Consider the following 22,067-nt stretch of genomic DNA (forward strand, 5'->3'; position numbering starts at 1 on the left):
CGGGACCGTCTTCAACCTGGAACGCGTGCTCGGCTGTTGCTGCCGGCTTGAGACGACACTCGTTCATTTCTCGAGCGGGAGCCGATTCGCTGGTCGGCGTCCCGCGACCGACGATAGTCACAAGATGCGACTGCTATCCAGCGGTAGAACGGTGAGACGCGTCGTTATCTCGGCCAGAAGCGATCGAATTCGAACCGACAAACGAACGAAACCTGTGTAGCGGCGAGGCGCTACATCAGGTAGAACAGCGGGAAGAGGAACACCCAGACGATGTCGACGAAGTGCCAGTAGAGTCCGAAGTACTCCACCGGCATGTGATTCTCGAGATACGCATCGACCGACACAATCCGGTAGATCATGAACAGTGCGATGAATAGTCCGAGGATCACGTGGAGCGCGTGGAGGCCGGTCGTCACGAAGTACAACGAGTACTCGATCCCGCTGAACCAGTAGTGACCGGCATCGAACTTGCTACTATATTCGAAGGCCTTGACGCCCATGAACACGAGTCCAAGCAGGACTGTGGCGCTGAGCGAGCCAAGCAGCCCCTTCTTGTTCCCGCGTTCGGCCATCACGTGGGCCACCACGACCGAGAAACTCGAGGTCAACAGGACGTACGTGTTGAACAAGCCGGCCATGGTGAGCGATTCGAAGTGCCAGTCGTGCCAGCCGCTGTGGATGCGCATGAAGACGTACGCACCGATCGCGGCACCGAAGACGACCACGTCCGACGCCAAGAAGAACCAGACGCCGAGCTTCTCGTTGTTGATACCGCCAAACGGCCACTGTTCGGCGATGGCCATCTCAGGTGCGTCGAACTGCTCGCGGCCGAAGTTGAACAGCGTGACGCCGAGGAGGACGGTTCCGAGCGCCGTCAGTGCCGGGTACACGATGCTCTTTGCCGGTGCCGAATCCGCCAGCGTGATGAACCCGCCGGCGTGCATGTGCTCGCTGACGAACGTGTAGACGTACGGCGTCATGCCGCTAAGACCGAGGAAGAACACGGCGGTCGCAATGCCGATGCCGAACGGCCAGATACTGGCGTGATCGGCGTGTTCCTCCTCGTGGCTGGCCGTCGCTGCGCCGGCCGCTTCCTTGCCAGTCGCGACGCCGCCGTCGGTCGCGGTCGTCGCATCGTCGACGAACTCGAGCCGCCCACTGGCGTAACTCGGCCGGTCGGGCCAGTTATCGAGCGGCGGCGGCGAGGGGATCGCCCATTCGGCCGTCCGCGAGAACGCCCACGGGTTATCCGGCGCGTCGGGGCCAGACACCAGACTCTTTCCGAGCGTGAAGAACACGAGCAGGAACGATACGCCGAAGACGAACGCCCCGACGGTCGAGAGTTGGTGGAACAGCTGCGTGCCCTCGGGGTAGTGGAAGACCCGTCGTGGCGTCTCCCAGGCGAGGAACATCGGGAAGTACAGCAGGTTGAAGCCGAGGAAGTAGACGGCGAAGCTGAGCTTCCCGAGGCGCTCGGAGTACATCTTCCCCGTGATCTTGGGCCACCAGTAGTAGAGGCCGCCGACCAGGGCCGTGACGCCCGAGACCATCACGTAATGGAAGTGCGCGACGACCCAGTAGGTGCCACGGAACTCGTAGTCCAGCACGACCGCTCCGAGGAAGACTCCCGTAATCCCGCCGATGATGAACAACACGAGGGCACCGAGCGCGAACAGGAACGGGGTCGTAAACCGAACCCGTCCCTTGACCATCGTGTAGATCAGCGAGAACACCATCAGGTCGAAGGGTAACGAGATCCCGATCGTCGTCGCCATGAACAGCGTCTTGATCGGGAGGTTGATCGTCGACAGGAACATGTGGTGCATCCAGACGAGGAACGACTGGACGGCCACGAGGACCATCGCGATGATGACCCACTTCCGACCGACCAGCCGCCGTCCGGTGAACGTCTGGAAGATCTCGAACATGATCCCCAGTGCGGGGAAGAAGACGATGTACACCTCCGGATGCCCGAAGAACCAGAACAGGTGAGCCCATAGCAGGCTCGAGCCCTTGTTGGTCGCGAAGTACTGCGTGAGGAAGATCCGGTCGACCGACAGCAACAGAAGCGCTGCCAGCAGCGCCGCGAAGGCGAACAGCATCATCCAGATCGTCAGCAGCCACGACCAGGAGAACATCGGCATGTTCCAGAGGCCGAGCCCCTCGGCGCGAGACCGGTGCATCGTCGTTAGGAAGTTCACCGACCCGAGCGTGATCGAGATGACGAACAGAGTCAACGCGAGGATCGTCGCGTTACTGCCGGCCGTCGCCTCCATCACCGAGTTGTACATGGGTACGTTCAGCGGCGAGTACATCGTCCACCCGCCGATGAACGAGCCGCCCTGGAAGAACGAGAGTCCCATGAGAACGCCCGAGAACAGGTAGAACCAGTAACTCAGTGCGTTGAGCCGCGGGAACGCGAGATCTTTTGCACCGATCTGTAGTGGTATGAAGTAGTTCGCGAAGCCGCTCGCGATCGGCGAGAGGAACCAGAACACCATTATCAGTCCATGGACCGTCACCGACTGGTAGAACTGATCGTTCGTCAGCAGGCCGGTCCCACCGGGCTGCCACAGCTGGGCCCGGAACAGCAACGCGAGAAGGCCGCCGAACAGCAGGAAGAACAGCGCCGTCCCCAAATAGAGGACGCCGACGTCCTTGTGGTTGGTCGTGACTAGCCACCGTTTGATGGTCGTCCGCGGCGGAAGGTCACTCATCAGTGTCCACCTCCGCCGTTCGACTGCGTTTCGCTTCCATTCGTGTTGCTTTCACTCGAGTTGCCGCTTCCGACCGTGATGACCTTGTTGCCCGGGTTGTTCGGGCCAGTCATGTCGAACTGCGTCGTCGTCTTCTCGAACTGCCCGTTGGTCGACGTGACCGTCACGTTGTACTTCCCGCCTTGTTCGATGTCGTTGAGAGTGAGCGTTCCGTTCTCGAACTCGCTCGCCGAGTACGTTTGCTTGAAGTTAGACTCCTGACTGACGAGCGTCAGCTCGTATCCCTCGGTGATCGGGGTCTCGTTTGCATTTTGGACCGTCAGCGACAGTTCCAGCTGACTGTCCATCCAACTCTGGAACGCTTCGGGTTTCATGACCTTAACCGTCCCTGTCATCTGGGTGTGGTACTTGCCACAGAGCTCGTAACACCGAATTTCGTGCGTCGTGTTGGCTTCCTCGGCTTCGAACCAGGTCTCGTCGTACTCGCCCGGAATTGCGTCGGCTTTTACCCGTTGATCGGGTATGCCGAACGTGTGCCAGACGTCACCAGATGTTGCCTGAATCCAGATCCGCTCGTTGGCAGGCACGCGGAGTGTACGTACGGATTCAATCCCGTTCGAGTACTCGAAGTACCACGCGAAGTTCTGCCCGGTGACTTCGACTTCGAATTGGTCCTCCGCCTGCCCGGTATTGCCGGGATCCTCGACGTACAGGAGCATCCCGTACGTCCAGATCACCAGCGAGATGACGATGATCGCGCTGATGCCGAACGAGAGGAACAGTTTCTTGCCGCCCTTTCCGCCTGTCGGTAACTCCCCGACCGATGGCAGATCCTCGTCGGTGTCGGTTTCGCCGGTATCTCGATACTTGTACGCGTTGTACAGGGTATACGAGATGACGACGATACCGACGATCGTCCCGAGTCCCAGGAAGACCAGAAAGATCTCCTGGAACACGTCGACGCGAGTCTGCTGCAGCGGGGTCGTAAGTGCGCTGTAGATCGTGTTCACCTCTTTTGAAGCCGCTTATATATCGGTGGATGGTCGCCGGGGCCACTTATCTATTTGGAAACCGCCCGGGAGCTCCGGTCTGACGGCTGTCGGGATGATACCGAGCCGTGTCTTGGTCCGTACTACCATCGACCGTCCTTCGTGCTCCATCACTGTGCTATTGGAGTCGGCGACCTTTTTTCTGTCGTTGTTCGATTCAGCTCGTGTGTATTCATACACACGTCTAGTTCGATATTCAAGGCTACAACGAACGTGTTCGCATCGGCTGACCGACGACGGTCGCGAACCGGTCGTGGACTCAAGGAAATCACCCCGTTTTCGGTCAATGCGCGTCCGGCCTCATCAGCCGAACAGCCGTTCGCGAAGCGACCGCTCGTGGCGCTTCTGGGCGAGCAGGACAGAACAGTCGACGGTTTCGGCGATGTCGTCGATCAGTGACCCGCCCATGAGGCGCGATACCAGTCCCTGTTCGGTCGCTCCGATGACGACTATCGTGTGATCGGCGGCTGCCCGCTCGATTGCCGTTCCGGGGTCGCCGTGTTCGACCAGTCGGGTTGCGTCTGCGAGGTCGTGATCGGTCGCCCACGCCTCAAGGAAGGATTCGGCTTCGTCGACGGACTCGTCATCGTCGCGAACGTACAACAGCGAGACATCGCTGTCGTATTCCGTCGACAGTAGTTCGGCGACGGCGGCACCGAGTTCCGAGTCCGGACCGCCGGCGGTCGGAACGAGGATCCGCGACGTGTCGAACCCGTGGTCCTTGAGGACCAGGAAGTCACAGGGGAGGTCGCCGGTAAGTTCGTCCATGCGATCTTCGGCCCGTCCGTGTGCGTGTGGTCCCCATCCCATCACGACGAGGTTAGCATCGTCCGTCCGCGCGGTGTCAAAGACCTCCTCGAACGACCGATGGGAGAAGACTGTCTTCGTCTCGATGTCGACGCCAAACGTCTCGGCGTCCTGTCGTGCACGCTCAAGTAGCCGTTCGGATTCGGCGTTGAGCTCCGCTACGTGGTCGGCCCCCTGCTCGAGAGCGGTCTGATCGGGGACCTGGACGATGTGTGTTGCGACAACGGTGCCGTTTCGCTGGTTCGCGATTGCGCTGGCGAGAGTTATCAGATCCGTTTCGTGATCGGGGTTGGCAAGCGGGACCATGACGCGGTAAGTTCCACCGTCGGGCTTGACGGTCGTGGCAGCGGTGACCGCCGGTTCGGGCATTTCATCGGCTCGGTGGAGGATGAACTCGCTCAGGACGCCCTGCTCTTCGGTCTTCTCGCGGGCGTAGACGAGATACCACAGGACGGCGACAGCCACGAACACGACACAGAGGCCGATCACCCATCGCGGATCGATGAATGCGATGAGCGCAAACGAGAGGATCGCGCCGAGGATCGGCGTCGCCGGGTAGAGCGGCACGCGGTAGTCTGGATCGTACCCGTCGGGTTTCGCTTCGCGCATGACGATCAACGAGATGTTGAGGAGGCCGTAGATGACGAGGTGGAGGACGCTGCCGGCGGTCGAGAGCGTCCGAATGTCGCCGATTAGCAGGAAGAGGACGATGAAACCACCGGTTACCGCGATCGATCGATATGGCGTCCCGTAGCGCGGGTGGATCTCGTTGAGTTCGGGGCTAACCAGCTTGTTCCGACCCATCGCGAAGTTGATCCGGGACGAAGCGAGGATCGACGCGTTCGCCGAAGAGGCCGTCGCGAGCAGCCCACCGAGCAACAACGCGGCGGCTCCGACCGGACCGATGAGTTGGCTCGCCACGTCGACGACTGCCGTATCGTTGTTGGCCACGAGCTCGGTCTCGACGGCGGCGAGGACGGCGAGCAATACGAGCGCGTAGATCGCCGCCACGAGGACGACACTGCCGATGATAGCACGCGGAAGGTTCCGGCCGGGTTCTTTGATCTCTTCGGCGACAGACGTGATCTGGACGAAGCCGAGATACGAGACGAAGATCAGGCCAGTCACCGGCAACAGCGGGGAGACTCCTTTGTCCGGCGGAACGATCGGCCGCAGCGTCGTAAGATCCGCGTTCAGGACCCCGAACGCAGTGAAGACGGTCAGAATGCCGACGAGCGTGATGACGATAACGTTCTGGAGGGTGCCGGTCTCTTTCGCGCCGACGTAGTTGACGGTGATGAAAAGCAGCGCCGCGCCGAGCCCGATCAGTTGTGCGGCCGACAGCGAGAGCACTGACAGTTCGACCGGACCGAACGAGATGCCGGCCATCCGGACGATGTACTCGCCGAACCCGTAGACGTAAAACGCTGAGGCGAACGCGAGTCCGATCCAGTTCCCCCAACCGGCGATCGAGCCGAACAGCGGACCGAGCGCGCGGTTGATATAGAAGTACGCGCCACCGGATTTCGGCATCGCCGTTCCGAGTTCGCTCGCCGAAAACGCCGTCAACAGCGCGATCCCTCCACCGAGGACGAACGCGATCGCGGCCATCGGGCCGGCCGTCGCGACGGCCTCACCCGGGAGAACGAAGATACCGGCCCCGATCATCGTTCCGACGCCGATGGTCAGCGCGGCCAGCGGTCCGAGGTCCTTCGCCAGTTCTTCGTCGCTCATTGTGAGTGGAACTGACCGCCGAGCGCTGGTCGTCGAACGATCGACCACGGTGTCCCACAGCATCCGGCTGTCGGACCCTGTACTCGCATCGTGATCAGTCCCGAATAGCGATGGGGCTGACCAGTGACTCGCTCTAAGTCCATATCGGCAGTTGCAACTCGTGCTATTATAGTGCCCCGATACCGCTCGTCGCCGTCACCCGGCTCGGTCGGACGTCAGTCTACACCTCGACGACCCAGACGCGACCCGCCGACGGCAACTCGTATACCTCGAGAAAGACCGTATCGACGAACTGTGCGATCCGGTTTGCATCCGCCTTCGCGCTAATCCGAACGTTGCTCCCCGCTGCTTCCTCGGGACGGATCAGGTCGTCGATTTTAAACGCCGGGAACTCCTCGAGGACGGCCTTTAGCGTATCGAGCTCCGCGTCGGTGCAGTCGATATTGATCGTGCCGTCGCCAAACTGGACCCACGGTGCGCCCAATTCGTCCGTTTCGTCCGCCGACTCATCGTCTGATCCGAGTCCGTCGGCCGTCTCCGCATCAGTATCTTCGTCCTCCTCGAATGCGGCCGCGTCGGCCTCAAGCGTCAGGAAGCCACTTCCGCGCTCGCGGTGTGCGGTAATGGCGTCGACGTATAGCTTCCGTCGCTCGGCGGGCTCGGCGGCGTCGAAGCGTGTCATAGTCGGAGGGACGTGCCCGATTCTTTAAGCCTTTATGTACAGCCACTGAACGGCTCCGTATGGCTCAGCCACGAATCCTGATCCTGGGTGCACCCGGTGCCGGCAAGGGGACTCAGAGCGCACAGATCACAGAGGAGTTCGGCGTTGACCACATCACCACGGGCGACGCGTTGCGGAACAACAAGGAGATGGACATCTCCGACATGGATACCGAGTACGACACGCCGGGCGAGTACATGGACCGCGGCGAACTCGTCCCCGACGATGTCGTCAACGCGATCGTCGACGAGGCGCTCTCTCAGGCTGACGGCTTCGTTCTCGACGGCTACCCGCGCAACCTAGAACAAGCCGAGGAGCTCGAGGGCATGACCGACCTCGATGTCGCCCTCTACCTCGAAGTCGGTGAGGAGGAACTCGTCCATCGGCTGACCGGTCGGCGACTCGATCCCGAGACGGGCGACATCTACCACGTCGAGTACAATCCGCCCGAGGATCCCGAGGTCGAGGAGCGACTCGAGCAGCGCGACGACGACACCGAAGAGACCGTCCGCGAGCGACTGTCGGTCTTCCACGAGAACACGAAGCCGGTCATCGAATACTACGAGGAACAGGGCGACCTAGAGCGTGTCGACGGCGAGCAATCACCCGACGAGGTCTGGGAAAACGTGAAGGCGACGATCGAGAACGCGGCGTAAGACGGCCGCTATTCGTTTTTGATGTCGATCTTGTGGTGGGCGATGTTGAGATAGGTGATCCGCGGCGGCAACTCGTACGACTCGGGGTGAAGCGGGATATCGGCCGAGTCAAGGCTCGAATCATATGTCAGATCCGCGCTCGCGGACCCGATTTCGACGGATGAGGCGACGATCGAGCCGTACAGGTTAGGATTCGAGTGGATGCAGACCTGACTGTCACAGCTATTTCGCTTCGGCCAACTGTCCCTGTCACTCGCGGCGTAGAGAACGCCTTCGAACCGGGAGCTGCCGCCCGGTCCGAAGTCGACGATCATGTCCGACGTGCCGAATATCTGTATCCGTTTGGCGCTGACGTCGGTATCGCACGGGTCGACGCAGATGTCGCCGGAGTTGCTGGCGTCTAGGTCCCCTGTCGTGTACACCTTCAGCGAGTTGTTCCCGCTCCAGTCGGTGACGGTAATCGTCGGGCCGTCAGCGTTGATATCTCCGTCGACGATGAGCGTCGCGTTCCCGTCGGTCAAATTGAACTGGAGATGGCCCGATTCTTCGATGCTGTCTGCGACGTACGTCCCGCTCCCCCTCGTGAGCGTGGTATCGACCGTTCCGAGGTCTTCGTCAACGTGCATCGCGCCCGATTCGGTGTCGTTTACCATCTGAGAAATGACCGAATCGAGCGGCGGCATCGTCCCCTGGGTGGTCGGTCCGTCGACGTCCGCGTTCTTGTGCGCGTCGTAACTATCTCCGTAGGTCACGCCCGAATCGAAGGCCGACTCCGCCTTGAGATAGCCGAGTCGGACGGTCACCGTCCGATTGGCGTGATCGACGTTTCGAACGACGGCGTCGCCGGCCTGATGCCGAAAGTACGACTCCCAGCCGCGATAATACTCGCTCGTGACCGTCATCGTGATCGATTCGTTCTCCACGAAATCCTGCATGGGGATGGTCGTTTCGTGGCGCATCGTTACCGTCCCCGAGGAGAGCTCCTGATCTTCACTAATATCTACCACGGAGAGCCACAGCGTCTCCTCTTCGGCGTCGTAATCGAGCGACGGTGCAGAGATCATCCGCGTCTCGTTTCCGCGTTCCCGCCAGACGCCACCGGCCTGATAGGCGACGATGCTCCCGTCATCGCCCCGATACTCGATTGCGCCGAGTTTGATCGTCTCGCTGAAATTGGTGGCTTCGATCTTGATCCGCCCGGCATTGGTCTTCGTAATCGCGCCGGATCGGCCGGAGTCGAAGGTCATAGCGTGAGTGACGTCCTCGTTCGTAGCGGCCGACGACATCTGTTGACTCAACTCGACGAATGACTGTTCGATCCGCTCTTGTTCCGACTGCTGTTTGACGTCAGTGATAGTGTTCCCACCGACGAGAAGGAGACTAACGCTGACGGCTGCCACCATTCCGATCAAGAGAACGAGGCCGAGGATCGACGATTGACTCCGCTCCTCGGTGACGAGTTTTCCCCCTCCCTCACGTCCCGAATTCATGTTGGATACAGAGACAGTCGCGTAGATAAGACGGTCGTCCGATCATACGGTTCAAAACCGTTTATCTCTACGTCCAGTGCTGTTGATATAGTACGCAACTGCCGGCTGTATGGGCCAGGAGGTTACGAGAGTGCCGAAAACGATTTTGAACGGTCGAAAACGATCCGCGTGAAATGACGCGTTCGTTTCCTGGTCACCGAACGTGGCCGAGACCGTCTCGCCGACCCGGTGATTCGGCCGGTTCGGTGGTCTACTCGTTTTCCACGCGGAGTTCGTAAACGGTTATATTCAGATAGTTAACGATCGGCCCGTCGTCGCTCGCATCGTCCGTCGTGGGATCGGTCGGCTCCTCGTATCGATCCTCGAGCGTGTCGTCGTATGTCACTTCCGTATTGCCGTTCGTATCGAAGCCGCCGGCGATGACGGAGCCGAACAGTTCTATCGAGCCGCCGCCAGCGATCACGTTGTCGTTGTCGTCCGACGGGGCGTAGATGAGTCCGTGGAAGACCGAGTTACCGTTGAACGTGTACGTCGACTCGGACGTACCATAGAACTGGAGGACCTTCGCATCCCGATCACTGGTCGGGCAGCGGTTGCCCGTCGTCGGACAGACACTGGTCCCGCCTCGCATCGAGAAATCGCCGGCCGAGTAGAACCGAACGACGTTTCCCGAATCGGCGTTCGCGACGCGTATCTGTCCGTTTGCAGCCACTGAAATATCGCCGCGGACGATGACGTTGATATCGCCGTCTTGGACATCGAACGTCACCGTGTTGTGTGGGCCGTTCGAACTGGCGTCGATGTGATCGACGTAATGCGTGCCCGCCTCGAGAGTGTCACCCGACCGTACCGTCTGGAACGTCTTGCCGTCGGCTTCCGCGGCCGAGACCATCCCGTTGATTGCGTCGTCGAGCGGCTCTCGGTCCGTTCCGGCACCGAGCCGATTCGAGAGTAGTCCGTCTAGACCAGTGCCGTAGGCCGCGCTGATCGGGCTGTCGATATTCGAGACGTTCTCGTGTTCGGCGGACGAAGGCGTGCCGGGTGCGGAGATCGATCCGGTAGCGTACAGTTCGCCGCCGACGGTGTTCCAGCCGGTGATGATGGTTCCGTTCGCGTAAATATCATTTCCGATACTAGGTCCGTTGCCGACGGTGACATCGCCACCGGCGACGATATTGCCGCTGACCGTCCCGGCCGACGACGCCACGGTGACGTTGCCACCCGCGATGACATCGCCTCGTACATCGGAGTCGATGTCGACGTCTCCCTCGGCGATGATATCGCCCGTCACCCGACGTGTCGAGGACGTCACGTGCACATCTCCGTCCGAGAGTACGTCTCCGTCGACGTTGGTGTTGACTTCGACGCTCTCGGTCGCACGGATATCTCCCGTCGTCGTTCCACCGCTACTCGTCGCCAGCGTCCCGTCGATGGTCAACGCCTGGTTGAAGTTCGCGTCGACGCCGAGCGACGGATCGGTCGGCGGATCGATGGTTACGGTCACCCGCTCTGCGCTCTCGTTCGTCGTCACGGTCCCGATCGAAAGATCGTCCTCGAAATGGGTCGCCCACCACTCGTAGTACTCGCTCGTGATGGTGATCGTCACCTGCTCTTGCAGCGCACCTGGATGCACTCGAGTCGTGTTACCCGCTTCCATCCGTATAGTGCCGCCACTGAGCCGTTGTTCGCTGGTAACCCGTGGAACCGGTACGTTGAGCGTCCCATCCGTGTATCGAACGTTCGGTTTCGAAATAGCCGTCACGCCGGTGTCGGTTTGCCGCCAGACGCCGCCACCTTGATACACGATTTTCGTTCCGTCCTCGGTGACGTATTCGATCGCGCCCAGATCACGCGTATACGGATTTGAATCGTTGGTGCCGATCTCGATCTTGATCTCGCCGCCATCGCGATACCGCACTGCGTTCCGACCGGAATCGACATCGAGATTCATCTTTCGAGCGGCGTCCCGTGCCGACGACGCCGTCTCGAGGTTTTGACTCATCTCGAGAAACGATTGTTCGACGCGTTCAGTCTCTGCCTGCTGCTGTACGTCAGTCGTCGCGTCACCGGCGATAAGCAGTAGTCCGACGCTGACCGTAGCTACCAGCCCGATCAACAAGACGAGACCGAGCACTGCGGACTGTCCGTTTTCCCCCAGGGTATCCGTCTGACTCCCAGTTTCCCGAACCATATATGATTATTGGCGTTTATACTGAGATAATTTCTCGACTACGGATCTATCGGAGACCAATGGGGAGAACGCTGAGACGGTTCCCCGCTTCGAGATCACTCTGCCAGGAACTGCGTGATTGGCGCTATCCATTGACGGTGACCGTCTTCGTATCGATGTTGACTACGTAGTCGCTCGAGGTGCCGGTCATCGTGGGTGTCATATTAATATCGAACGTGACGTTGCTCTCCTTCTGGATTTCTTTGTCAGCGATCCCTTCGAAAATATCCTCAAGCTGACTCGCATTGTCGATCATGTGGAACTCCCCGTCGTCGGTGGCGGTGTCCCGTAGAAGTGGCTTATTGATGTTGCTCTCACCGAGTCCGATCGTGTAGACGGTAACGCCCAGATCCTCTGCTCGCTGTGCCTGTCTCCTGGTTCGCCTGTCTGCTCTGGGATTGCTATTTTTACCGTCACTGAGGACGATCATAATTCGGTCCCGACCGGACGTAGATGGAGTCCTGTACTCGTTGAGCGCGCGTTTCATCCCGCTCGAGATGTCCGTCCCTCCGCCTGCCGTGACCGAGACGCTGTCGTGGACATCGTCAAGATCACGGCTCAGCGAGTGGAGCTCGTATCCGTTACTATTGAATTCGAAGACACCTGCACGGTCGTCGTTCGATCGATTCATTAGCGTGATAAAATCCTTTGTTGCATCTGCGCGAAGTCCGTCTGGATCCGTTCCGTATTTGATGGCAACACTATCAGTACTGCCAGCCCCTTTTACTCGAGCCTGATCCACATAATTGAACGTTTCTCCAGGGTCGATAGTCCGCGTGTTATAGCATCCGAAGAAGTAGCACGATCGAACTTCGATAGAGTGGTTAGCAGTTGAACCGAGTCTCATCGAAAGACCACGCGGCGGAGAGAGCGGCTGCCGCTGCCAACTCGATCCGGTAATCGTCGTGGATCTTCCCATCGAGCCTGAACGATCGAGCACGAACGTCACGTCGAGCGGATCTCTGGTCTTGTTCACATCGACTGATATGTCCCGGTTTTCTTTCGGAATCGGAACGTCGGTCCGGATCGTCCGGTCGAAATTGATCGTGACACCATCTTCTATCGTGGTCTTTCCACCGACGACGGCCCCGGTAACTTCGACGTCTTCCTCGATTTTCAGTCGGCTTCCGGGTGCATAGACGACCCCTTCGTAGTCCTCTTCGATCGTGATCCGACTAGTCGTGGCTCCGTAGACCCAGAGTGCATCTGCTCGCTCACCAGACACTTCTACATTATTCTTGATATTTACGTCACTGGTTGTGTAGATATAGGCTCGATTGCTTCCGGTTACGTTGATATTACGCAACTCGGTGTTGCTCCCTATGCCGATATGTACGTCGCCAGCCGAAGTGTCAATCGTATCGATACTACTGTCCAGGTCGTCACCGTAGTAGAGTCCCGTACTTACGGTACTGCCTCCATAATTTTCGATGTCCGTCACATTGGAGTTACTCTTGAGGTAATCGAGTGCATTGTCGTTGAGTTTCGTATCGATGGTATCGACGCTGTCGAACGGTCGCGACATGTTTGCGACGACGACGTTTTCGTGATTTTCGTTATCGAACAGCCAGAACGCGGCCGTCGACCCGTCCGCAGTGGTGTTGATGTACTTGTATCTTGGTGGTTCGGTTCCACGCCGAAGACCCGCAGCGTATGCCATTGGCGAGATATCCGGTTTCCCGTTCGATGTCAGCTCCGTATTGACAACTGGGACACCGTTGATCTCGGCATGTCCACTTACTGCAAGATCACCATCGACGGTAAACAGACCCGTCGAGTGGTTGCTGACGTTGTGGTTGCTGTAGCCGCGGACGGTTAGTTTTGACCCGTAGAAGTTAGGCGATGGCTGATTGTCGGTTATCTCCTCGGCGTGCAATCCGCCGTAGATCGTCGGATCGATCCCGACTTGATTCGCGAACGGGTTCGTCCCGTCGATGGTCGCGATGACGGTGACCTCGCGATTGGCCTCATCGTGACAGATGATGTTCTTATCGCTGCCGTCGCTGATATCGCAGGTGTTCGCGCTCGAGGCTTCGAACTCCGTTTTCAGGAATCTGTACCAGGCGTCGTGATACGGCGTGTCGGAGACTTCGATCGCGACATGGCTGACGAAGCCGACGTCGCTTACGTTAAGTCCGTCCGTCGACGGTTGTTGCGTTACGCTGTTGGTGCCACTCTCGACGTTGCCACGGAGGTTCGTCACTGAGAGATCGATTCGACCGACTTCGTCTCCGCCGGACTGTTCGGTATAGTATCGGATACTCGGCTTCGAGACGACGCTCGTACTCTCGCCGGTCTTGCGCCAGACGCCGCCTGCCTGATAGGCGAATTTGTTCCCTGCTTCGTCTTCGGTGTGAAGCGTCCCCATCGTGATCTTCTTGCTTTGTTCCGTGTCCCCGTACCCGTTTGAAACAGTGACTGTGATGGTTCCGCTATCGGATATTTCCCCGTTCGGGGCATATACTGGTCCGGTAGTGTTGTCCAGCATCGCCGTCTGGAGATCACTATCGAACTGTCGCATCACCTGTTCGCCATGTTCGCCCGATGCCTGCGTTTGAACCGCGTCCAACGCGACCATTCCGGCCGCAATAACGAGCGTTCCGGATATGATCACGAGACCAAGCAGCAATACAACCCCGACCTGCTGGCTCGCACCCCGTTCCGATACCCTATTCGTCGACTGCCCCCTCCCTATTCGCTCCATTAGTAGCCTCTCTATTACTATTCATTTTATAAAAATTTGAGGGTGTTCGTTCCGTGGTACATGAACCGTAACGAACTGTTCCGAAATCCGTCTGGTCAGAGTTCCCCTAGGAAAAACTGTAATAAACTATCCGCATACCAGGGGAACGAGGCGTTCGAGGGTAGTGTATCGCGAGAGCACGTGCGATAACGAGGATGACCTACCGCATCGGCGAAACCGCCACTCACTGCCGGCCGAAGAAAAACACTTGTATACCGGACGAGGTCTAGAACCAACCAGATGACGCGTACAGCCGAGAAGATAGACGCCCTCGTCCGCGAGGATTCCTCAATGGCGGACGCACTCGAGAGCGTCCGCGAGGCGGCCGACAGAAACGGCGGCGAGGTCCAGTGGGCGGATGTCGGTGACGAGTTGACGAGCGGGCAGTGGGGGCGATTGATCGAGAAAGGTGTGCTAATCGACGGTGACGAGGGATTCGAGATCGCCGATCGAGAGGCGTTCGATCGAGCACTCGACGGAGACGGTGATGGCGGCGGTACCGCGGCCGCCGACATCGACATCGACGAGGACGAATCGAGCTGGTCGCAGTGGGACAAACTGGCCGGCCTCGCCGCGCTCCTGTTGATGCCCGGCTACTGGTTTAATTCGATTCGGAATGTCGTCGGGAGCACGGTCAACGCTGTCCTCGGACCGATCGACGCAGTGTTGCCGTTCTACGCCGTGATCCTTACCGTTGCCCTCATCACCGGCCTTTATTCGTCGCTGCTTCAGGCGAACCTGATGAACACGGAACGCATGGGCAAATATCAAGAACGGTTGCAAGCCGTCCAAGACGAGCAGAAGGATCTCCGGAAGCAAAAGAAAGAAGCCGAGGAACGCGGCGCGAGCGACGCCGAGATAGAGCGTCTGGAGAACGAGTTAGAGCGTGCTCGCGAAGAACAGATGGAGGCCATGGCGGATAACCTCGGGATGTTCAAAGAGCAGTTCCGCCCGATGGTCTGGATCATGCTGTTGACGATTCCGATGTTCCTCTGGATGTACTGGAAGATTCGGACGGAGGGGCTCACCGGTGCGGAAGCGACCGCCATACTACCGATCGCCGGCGCGGTCGACTGGCAGTCCGGCCTCGTCGGTCCGATGCCGGCCTGGATCGTCTGGTACTTCCTCTGTTCGATGGGATTCTCGCAACTGCTCCGCAAATCCCTGAATATCGATATGTCTCCCTCGACTGCCTGACCAGCCGCCGTTTCGGACGCTCGTCTCGATACGGCGTCACCGCCGTACTCGGTCGTACACGCAGACGCGGTCGACGGCCGCGTTCGCGGATTCAAAACCCATTTTACCTGCCCCCTCGCAGAACGACTATGTTACTCACCGTCTCCGGCCCGCCGGGAAGCGGGAAGAGTACGACCGCGGAGTTACTCGCCGACGCTTTCGATCTCGACCACATCAGCGGCGGCGACATCTTCCGCAATCTGGCTGAGGAACGCGGTTATACCCCCCTCGAATTTAACAAGCTCGCCGAGGAAAACGACCAGATTGACCGCGATCTCGACCATCGACTGCGCGAAATCGCCGTCGAGGAGACCGATCTCGTTCTTGAGTCGCGGCTGGCCGGCTGGCTGGCGGGCGACGAGGCGGACTTTCGGTTCTGGCTGGACGCACCGGCCCGGGTTCGCGGCGAGCGAATCGCCGAGCGCGAGGACAAAGACCCCGACCGCGCCACCGAGGAGACGAAAGCCCGCGAGGCGAGCGAGGCCCAGCGTTATCGGGAGTACTACGGGATCGACATTCGTGATCTAACGATCTACGATCTCTCGGTGAACACGGCCCGCTGGGAGCCCGACGCCGTTCTCGATATGCTCGTCACTGCCGTCGAGCGCTACGATCCTAACGGTGACGAAGGAAAGGCCCCGGTCAACCTCGAGTCCAGCTTCTGATGGCTCTGCGTGGTCCACCCGAGGAACGGACGCCCGCCGAATTGCTCACCTTCGGCGTCGTCAACCTCGACAAGCCGCCGGGTCCCTCTTCACATCAGGTCAGCGGCTGGCTGCGCGACGCGGTCGCCGAGACGCTGACCGATCGCGGCGTCGATGAGTCAATCGACCGCGCCGCACACGCGGGCACGCTCGATCCCAAGGTGACCGGTTGCCTCCCGATCATGCTCGGCGACGCTACCCGACTCGCGCCGGTCTTCCTCGAGGGCGGCAAGGAGTACGTCGCCGTCCTCGAGTGCCACGCGCCGGTCCCGGCCGACGCCGAGTCGATCATCGCCGAGTTCGAAGAGCCGATCTACCAGAAGCCCCCACGCAAGAGCGCCGTTTCCCGTCGCCTACGCGTACGCGAGATTTACGACCTCGACGTCCTCGAGACCGACGAGCGACGACTCCTCATACGGATTCGCTGCGAGAGTGGGACGTACGTCCGGAAACTGTGTCACGATCTCGGGCTGGCACTCGGAACCGGCGCACACATGGGACATCTCCGCCGTACGGCGACGGATCCGTTCGACGATCGAACGCTGCACGACGCTCACGACTTCCTCGACGCGCTGGCGTTCTGGCACGCGGACGATGACTCCGGACCGCTGTACGACGTCGTCGATCCCGCCGAACGCATCCTCGAGGGGATTCCACGCGTCGTCATCGCCACGAACGCGGCCCGCGAGGTGGCCGAGGGTGCGCCGGTCTACGCACCGGGCGTCCTCGAGATCGATGACGGCGTCGAGCAAGACTCGCTGGTCGCCTGTTACACGCCGGACGGCGCGGCGGTGTGTCTCGGCGAACTGATCGGCGACCCAGACGCCGAACAGGGTGTCGTGATCGATCTCGAGCGGGTCCTCGTCTGACCGAGTCCGAACACAGAGACGGAGTCCCACTGTCCGACCGAAACGACACCCTTAAACGGCAGACGCCCATCGGTTCACGTGCGGGACCGTGGGGTAGTGGTATCCTCTGCGGATGGGGTCCGTAGGACCCGAGTTCAATTCTCGGCGGTCCCACTCTACCTGTTTCGTATGTTCAACTCTTCGTGTCGCAGATCCTCGAGTCGGCCGAGAACCCAATTCTCTGTTTCAGATATCACCGCATAGTCGACAGATTATCGGGAAGTGATCGGCGTGACAGTCGCGCTTAGCCGTCGAGCGATAACTCAACGTGCCGTCACTGTGGCGGCCGTCAGCGACTTGTTCCGTCGTGTCTTCGATGACGACGACGATTGAGTCCACTGCTGCGGTGACTGCGACACCTACGTGCGGAGATTCAGCGCCTCAGCGAGCATCTCGAGAGCCGCCGCTTTGGTCTCGCCGAACGAGAGCCTACTGTTGGCGAGGGCTCGCGAAGTGCACAGATTGGGGACAGACCGGCCGGCCCCACCGTGATTATGCCGCATCCCTGACCACTACTCATAACGGACCTGCCGGCTGCTCACCCGCGAGCGACGCGAATCGACTACCTATACATACTCGTTAAACCATACCCAAGCGAACTGGTCTGAAACTCACCGACGAATAACAGCAGAAACTCGAGATGTGATAGAATCCGTCACCGGAGACGAATATGATGGTCCGTCGACATTCGTCATGATCAACGCAGCGCTTACGCACCTCCTCGAGAGCGAACAGACAATCGGTGTCGCTCGCGACAAGTATGATCCTATGGTGATTCAGGTGATCGCAGACATCTCGGTAATAGGGCTTTGGTATCGAACATCGGTCGAGAGTAGTTGACGGTAGCTGTGAAATATCCCCTTCAGAGAATCTACTACCCACTAATAAGACGGCTGATGGCGCAGTGTGGATTTGCCGCCTGGCGGACCGTAGATGAACCCGCCGTTCTTGTTGACCGTATTGGATCGGCTCGAGGACGCTTCGGAGGTCGGGTTTCGCGTCGCGGAGGTGCATCTCATCGGGTGTGATTTCCGTGCGGAGGACGCGCCGGTTTGTAATGAGAGTCATTGCTGGTCGAATGAGTATTCGATGTGAAAGAGGGTCCGGGCGACTGTCCGATATCTTCGATTCCCCTCGTCATCTGATAACGCAGGGATTCGCTACCCTTTTGCCGTCGTGCCGAGTGGTGATTTCCGTGGCAGTTCACCACTGGGCGTACGGCTGAATTACGTCCACGGCACAAGAGAGTCAGCAGGGGTGTTCGACATCACTCCGAAACTGAAAGCGGCGTTCGCGATGGGCGGCATTACCCTGGTAGGACAGGGCAACCAGTTGGGATGGGCCTCGTCGCCGTCGTGATCGCCGCGCCGAGCGAGGAATCGCAAACCGAATAATCTGACCGCGGCCACGGTTAGATTCCTTTTCTCGTACGAGTGTAGGCTGTGATGTTCCGGTTGAGTACCTACAGATGGTGGTAGTAGTACCACCAAAACGTATTGTGATACTTTCTCCACGTAAACTTTGCTAGGAAACGCTGGCCCTATACTTGAGAGTGGTTAGTATCTGCCTGCAACGGCCTAAAGGGGCCGTAGGCGACTAGTTAGTCGCCGATGTTCGACCGAATAGTGGTGTTTTTGCCACTTTCCGTGGTCGCCACAATATTGTCTCCGACATAGCAGCCCATGGACGTACCAACGCTACTCGATGTATTGACGGTACCAGTGCCGTTCACACACGTCACTTTGTCCGTATTGTCTCCTAACGAGGTAATAGTAACACTGAGGTCGCTATTGCTTGTATTTTCATCATTAACAGAAATACCTGCCTGTGCAGGTGCACTTTGATTCCCGCCCATGTCCATTACAAATGCAGCGATCACAGCAGCCAAAATAACTGTGATTGCCACCATAAGAATGACACCGATGACAGGTGACACTGCGCGCTGTTCTTCGTCGCCAATCAGCTTCGCACGGTATTGTTTCAGATCCATTGTCAATCACACACCGGCCGTGAACAGTGAGAAAGCTTATCGGTCCACTCACCGAATGAACGATTGCGGACAGGGATTTGGAACCATCCTTACGTCCCCGCTTTCTCGCGTGCTCGTACCGATGCTACTCCCAAGACGATACCAGTGTCATAAATAGGTACCTGATAGTCAAGTACTGGAGACTTTCAGATGTGATAAGCAGCGGCTGCTGGAAGCCCTACAGCGGTCCCTTGAACCCGCCGCTGGCAGGCGATTGTATCCATTTCCGAAATTAGTCACGATCGTTACCAGAAATTGGCCGCCTACTCGCTTGCGGCCGACCCACCAGTCCTCGGTACGCCGCCATGCTCGCGCGCACCGCAGTTCCCAAGCCTACGAGGACCCTAGGAGGTCGTCAAAGACTACCAGCGCGCCCTCGAGTACAGAACTGGCATTGTTTGAACCGCCACGGTGGTAGTTCAGATAGTGTAATTCCGGTGTTGGTGAGAGTCAGAAAGAAGACATTATCCGGTCTGGCTCGTCGCTGTGAGAAAGCCCGAGCGTATGTCCCAGCTCGTGTTTGAGCAACTCCACGCTATCTCTACGGATGAAGCCCGTTTCGACGGTAACTGAAACGGTATCTGGAGCATCCTGCTCGACGATGTCTGCACAACCGACGAGATGCGTGTCGTCAGAGTGGTCACATGTCTGTACCTCCGTTACCCACGTAATCTCGATATCCGGATTGGTCGCGTTCGCTCGGAGGTCGTATTCGATGGGATATCCGGCATAGACTTCGCTATGCTCACTCCAGTACTCGAGAGCGGTAGCGACTTCGGTTTCTCTCGTCTGGGCCGTTTTTGAGGCGTCTATAGCGACGATTAACGTTTGCTTTCCGTACGGATTATCGGAGTCAACGGACTCTTCGGTCTGGTTTGGCTTACTGGATGCGAGTGGATTGGTGTCTGCATACTCGAGTATACCGATACCGAAGATCGACCCAAAGATGATCGCTATCGATAGAGAGAGTGCCAGATACGCGTGGTTTCTATCGGATGATTCCAAGTCTGTAGCTCGCCTTTGCCAGCTGAATTGAGCACGAATACGCCTTGTGACCGCCGTGAGAAGACGGACAACCACGCGGTACCCGATCATATGGAGACACGGATATTCGGCGAACACCAGGATGGTAGCGACCGATCCAACTGGGATTCAGCTGAGTCACAAAAAGCAACGACCCGCTGCCTCCATGCGACAGCGTAGTACCATACCCCTCTGTCGAGCATTGCTATCGAGATGGAAAGGTAACGTGAAAACACCTTCTATTCGTTTGACGACGGTCTTCGGCCGCCCGCTTGCCACCAACTGTTGGTGTTCTGTATGCAAGCGGCCAACCGAACGGACACACGTCGAGAGTGGAGCACCTTCGATATCGGCCGATAGGCATTCGTCTGACGCACGTCGGTCGGACGTCAGTAAAGTATCACGGGGAGTTATTTACACCCTCGTTGGCGGGCGACGTATGGTGACCGAACCACCGACCAGTATGCGAGTCGTTCGGGCAGTGGCGGCCGAGGAAGGCATCGATCCCGCTGAGTTACGGCCGCCGCTTCACGACATCGTCGATGCCGATGCGCTCGACGAACTGTTTCCCTCGACGGCGGACTCGAGCAATGCAGCCCGAGCCGTCGAATTTGCATATCGCGGAAAGCGAGTGTGCATCGACAGCGCGGGTACCGTGGAGATCGCGGCATCCGCCGAGCGTAGCCCGTCAGCGGCATCCGACCGGTAAGAGGAGCCGGTCGCCGGTGCGGAATCACTGTGACCGCGGCCGGCCAGCAGGACGAGGCCGAACCGCTGTTCGCGTCACCGTTCGACGGTGACGGCGTCCGTTGACGGCGTGTACATCTGTTCCTCGAGATACTCCCAGTCGTCGAAGCCGGTGAGGCCGCTCGAGGAGAACCCGTAGTACGTCGGCGGCGCGTTGTAGTTCATCACGCTCCGGTACCGCCAGAAGGCGTACTGTTCGGAGTCGACGCCCTCGAAGTCGCTATTGAACAGCCCGAGCGAGTGCCCCAGTTCGTGCATGGCCGTCGAACCCGTTGCGTCGGGGTCGGGCTGCGGTTCCACCATCATCGTTCCGCGTTTGGCCTTACCGACGATGTTCGTCGATCCCGAATCGCCGCCGACGTCCGCCACGACGGCCAGATAGTGATACCCCTCACGCGCTCGATCGAAGTACTTGATCCGATAGCCGTTTAGATCGCTCATACTGGTCGACGACGTTCGGGGAATCGTCTCGTCGTAGACGAAATGCAGCGACGCGCCGGTCGATCCGTCGGGGTTCTCGAGCGGCGCGTTCTCGAACTTGGTGGCGATTCGATCGGTCTGTGCCCGACCGAGCGTCGCTCCATCCATCGTGTCGACCTCGACGTAGATATCGGTTCGAAGCGGATCGGAGTCGGGAAAGCGGGACCGACGGTGCACTTCAACCCCGTCCGACAGACCGTCACCGTCGGTGTCGCCGACCAGCGGATCGGTACCGTACTCGGTCGCTTCCGCACCGTCGACCAGTCCGTCGTCGTCCGTGTCCGCATCCGTCGGGTCCGTCTCGGATGCCTCGAGTTCGTCGCCGTCGCTCAGCCCGTCGTCGTCTGAATCCGTCGTGAGCGGGTCCGTCCCGTACTTGTCTACTTCGTCGTCGTCGGTAAGCCCGTCGCCGTCCGTATCTCCGGTCTCGGGATCAGTTTCGTACGTCGTGACCTCCGCACTGTCGGTCAGCCCGTCGTCGTCCGTGTCCGAATCCGTCGGATTCGTGTTGTAACGGGTGACCTCTTCGCCGTCTGTGAGCCCGTCTCCGTCCGTATCGGCGACAGCTGAATCGGTCTCGAACCGCCTCTCCTCGCCGTCTGTGAGCCCGTCATCGTCGGTGTCACCGTCGAGGACGGCGGTGCCGTCGCGGAGTTCGGTCACCGGCGACACGCCGTCGGAGTCGGGATCGACGACCGTCGTGGCTCCGACGACCCCGGCTGTGAGGAGACCGACCGCAAGAACGATAATACCGATCGCCCGTGAAGACAGCATTTCGTGAAGGTCACGAACG

15 protein-coding genes and 1 tRNA gene are annotated in these 22,067 nt (G+C 59.1%); 6 read left to right on the top strand and 10 right to left on the bottom strand.

Annotated elements, in window-relative coordinates:
- Positions 1 to 230: 230 nt before the first annotated feature.
- The 4 genes from ACJ70B_RS13980 to ACJ70B_RS13995 form a co-directional block, all read right to left on the bottom strand.
- Positions 231 to 2,717, bottom strand: a complete 2,487-nt coding sequence (locus ACJ70B_RS13980; RefSeq protein ID WP_408957605.1) for a cbb3-type cytochrome c oxidase subunit I — start codon at positions 2,715 to 2,717, stop codon at positions 231 to 233.
- A complete protein-coding gene (gene coxB / locus ACJ70B_RS13985; RefSeq protein ID WP_408957606.1) occupies positions 2,717 to 3,727 on the bottom strand; it encodes a cytochrome c oxidase subunit II in 1,011 nt (336 codons plus the stop codon). The genes ACJ70B_RS13980 and coxB overlap by 1 nt, the downstream gene beginning before the upstream one ends.
- Positions 3,728 to 4,069: 342 nt before the next feature.
- Positions 4,070 to 6,307: an amino acid permease gene (locus tag ACJ70B_RS13990; protein WP_408957607.1), complete on the bottom strand. Its 2,238-nt coding sequence runs from the start codon at positions 6,305 to 6,307 to the stop codon at positions 4,070 to 4,072.
- Between the two features lie 220 nt (positions 6,308 to 6,527).
- A complete protein-coding gene (locus ACJ70B_RS13995; protein WP_408957608.1) occupies positions 6,528 to 6,989 on the bottom strand; it encodes a hypothetical protein in 462 nt (153 codons plus the stop codon).
- Positions 6,990 to 7,048: 59 nt separating this feature from the next.
- On the opposite strand from ACJ70B_RS13995, the gene ACJ70B_RS14000 reads away from it, so the two are divergent.
- Positions 7,049 to 7,684 (top strand): adenylate kinase, encoded by a 636-nt coding sequence (locus ACJ70B_RS14000; protein WP_408957609.1) that lies wholly within the window; start codon positions 7,049 to 7,051, stop codon positions 7,682 to 7,684.
- A gap of 8 nt (positions 7,685 to 7,692) precedes the next feature.
- On the opposite strand, the gene ACJ70B_RS14005 is transcribed toward ACJ70B_RS14000, so the two are convergent.
- The 3 genes from ACJ70B_RS14005 to ACJ70B_RS14015 form a co-directional block, all read right to left on the bottom strand.
- Complete coding sequence (locus ACJ70B_RS14005) at positions 7,693 to 9,174, bottom strand: hypothetical protein (protein WP_408957610.1); 1,482 nt, start codon at positions 9,172 to 9,174, stop codon at positions 7,693 to 7,695.
- A gap of 250 nt (positions 9,175 to 9,424) precedes the next feature.
- Positions 9,425 to 11,365: a collagen-binding domain-containing protein gene (locus ACJ70B_RS14010; protein ID WP_408957611.1), complete on the bottom strand. Its 1,941-nt coding sequence runs from the start codon at positions 11,363 to 11,365 to the stop codon at positions 9,425 to 9,427.
- Between the two features lie 124 nt (positions 11,366 to 11,489).
- Positions 11,490 to 14,108, bottom strand: a complete 2,619-nt coding sequence (locus ACJ70B_RS14015; protein ID WP_408957612.1) for a vWA domain-containing protein — start codon at positions 14,106 to 14,108, stop codon at positions 11,490 to 11,492.
- A 279-nt stretch (positions 14,109 to 14,387) separates the two neighbouring features.
- Here ACJ70B_RS14015 and ACJ70B_RS14020 point away from each other — a divergent pair, with 279 nt between their 5' ends.
- From ACJ70B_RS14020 to ACJ70B_RS14035, 4 genes are all read left to right on the top strand, one after another.
- On the top strand, positions 14,388 to 15,344 hold the full coding sequence (locus ACJ70B_RS14020; RefSeq protein WP_408957613.1) for a DUF106 domain-containing protein: 957 nt from the start codon (positions 14,388 to 14,390) through the stop codon (positions 15,342 to 15,344).
- A 128-nt stretch (positions 15,345 to 15,472) separates the two neighbouring features.
- A complete protein-coding gene (gene cmk / locus ACJ70B_RS14025) occupies positions 15,473 to 16,048 on the top strand; it encodes a (d)CMP kinase (protein ID WP_408957614.1) in 576 nt (191 codons plus the stop codon).
- On the top strand, positions 16,048 to 16,956 hold the full coding sequence (locus tag ACJ70B_RS14030; protein ID WP_408957615.1) for an RNA-guided pseudouridylation complex pseudouridine synthase subunit Cbf5: 909 nt from the start codon (positions 16,048 to 16,050) through the stop codon (positions 16,954 to 16,956). The genes cmk and ACJ70B_RS14030 overlap by 1 nt, the downstream gene beginning before the upstream one ends.
- Before the next feature lie 82 nt (positions 16,957 to 17,038).
- A tRNA-Pro gene (locus tag ACJ70B_RS14035) sits at positions 17,039 to 17,109 on the top strand.
- Between the two features lie 1,486 nt (positions 17,110 to 18,595).
- Here ACJ70B_RS14035 and ACJ70B_RS14040 read toward each other — a convergent pair.
- Both ACJ70B_RS14040 and ACJ70B_RS14045 read right to left on the bottom strand, forming a co-directional pair.
- Positions 18,596 to 18,985, bottom strand: coding sequence for a type IV pilin (locus ACJ70B_RS14040; protein ID WP_408957616.1), 390 nt, complete (start codon positions 18,983 to 18,985; stop codon positions 18,596 to 18,598).
- 489 nt (positions 18,986 to 19,474) lie between these two features.
- Positions 19,475 to 20,029, bottom strand: a complete 555-nt coding sequence (locus ACJ70B_RS14045) for a matrixin family metalloprotease (RefSeq protein ID WP_408957617.1) — start codon at positions 20,027 to 20,029, stop codon at positions 19,475 to 19,477.
- A gap of 457 nt (positions 20,030 to 20,486) precedes the next feature.
- Here ACJ70B_RS14045 and ACJ70B_RS14050 point away from each other — a divergent pair, with 457 nt between their 5' ends.
- Positions 20,487 to 20,756 (top strand): HalOD1 output domain-containing protein, encoded by a 270-nt coding sequence (locus ACJ70B_RS14050; protein ID WP_408957618.1) that lies wholly within the window; start codon positions 20,487 to 20,489, stop codon positions 20,754 to 20,756.
- Positions 20,757 to 20,830: 74 nt separating this feature from the next.
- On the opposite strand, the gene ACJ70B_RS14055 is transcribed toward ACJ70B_RS14050, so the two are convergent.
- Positions 20,831 to 22,048: a hypothetical protein gene (locus ACJ70B_RS14055; protein WP_408957619.1), complete on the bottom strand. Its 1,218-nt coding sequence runs from the start codon at positions 22,046 to 22,048 to the stop codon at positions 20,831 to 20,833.
- Between the last annotated feature and the right edge of the window lie 19 nt (positions 22,049 to 22,067).

This window comes from Natrinema sp. 74, assembly GCF_046097095.1.
In the GTDB taxonomy this organism is placed as follows: domain Archaea; phylum Halobacteriota; class Halobacteria; order Halobacteriales; family Natrialbaceae; genus Natrinema.